The 1061-nt window shown below is 74.1% G+C and carries 2 protein-coding genes; both read left to right on the plus strand.

Features of this window, described 5'->3' with window-relative positions:
* Positions 1-190 (plus strand): hypothetical protein (locus tag HW577_RS25490; protein WP_232475246.1); only part of this gene is annotated, 190 nt, incomplete at its 5' end.
* A partial coding sequence (locus HW577_RS25495; protein WP_198378878.1) for a glycosyltransferase occupies positions 187-1061 on the plus strand: 875 nt, incomplete at its 3' end. The genes HW577_RS25490 and HW577_RS25495, both read left to right, overlap by 4 nt.

Raw genomic sequence — 1061 nt, forward strand, 5'->3', positions numbered from 1 at the left:
GGTCCAAGCGCGACTGGCGCTCCGACCCGTGCTCTTCCGCTCTCCGCGGCATCGCGCGGGGCGCCTGCCGCGCGATGCCGCGGCTGCGGCGCGGGACAGGCTGCGCGCGGCGGGCGTTGCGGTCGCCGGCGTCGTGCTCAACGCGCATCGCGACCCGGTGCCGCGCTGGCTGCGGGGGTGGCTGCGATGAGCGTGCCGGACGTGAGCGTCGTCATCCCGTGCAAGAACCGCGCGCGGATGTTGTGGGACTGCTTCGAGGGACTCGCGGCGCAGACCCTGCCGCGCCATCGCTTCGAGGTGGTGCTGGTGGACAACGTCTCCACCGACGATCTCGCGGCACTCTGCGCGCGCGCGCGCGATGAACTCGGGCTGGCCGTGGCGCATGAACGCATGGCGGAGGACCGCGGCCCGGCCCCGTCGCGCAACCGCGGCGTGGCGCTTGCCCGCGCGCCGATCATCGCCTTCACCGACAGCGATTGCCGGCCGGAGCCGGGCTGGCTCGAAGCCGGGCTCGCCGCCTTCGCCGACCCGGCCGTCGCGCTCGTCAGCGGGCCGGTCGTGCCGAAGCCGGGCCAGCCGGTGGGCATGACCTCGAAGATCACCTTCGTGACGGAGGTCGAGCACCCGACCTTCCCGACCGCGAACGCCTGGTACCGGCGGGACCTGTTCCTCGACCAGGGCGGCTTCGATGCGACGCTGTCCTTCCGCGATCCCTTCGACCGCGCGACGGAGGGTGCGGATGTCGACCTCGCCTGGACACTGATCAAGGCCGGGCATGCGCGCCGCTTCGTGCCCGAGGCCGTGGTGCTGCACGAGATCGAGGACCAGCCCTTCGGCCTCTGGCTGATCGAGGGCACGCGGCTCTTCATCCTGCCGGAGCTGGTGCGGCGGCATCCGGAACTGCGGCGCGAACTGCTGCGCGCGCGGCTGTTCTTCCACCCGCGCGGCACGGCGAAGGTCGTGCTGGCGGGCGCGCTGCTGGCCGGCGCGGTGTCGCAGCCCTGGCTGCTCGCGGTGCCCGTGGCGGCGCTGCTCGCGCAGGCGGTGCGGCGCGCGGGCGG

Origin of the sequence: Neoroseomonas rubea (genome assembly GCF_016106015.1) — a bacterium.
Classification (GTDB): Bacteria; Pseudomonadota; Alphaproteobacteria; order Acetobacterales; family Acetobacteraceae; genus Neoroseomonas; species Neoroseomonas rubea.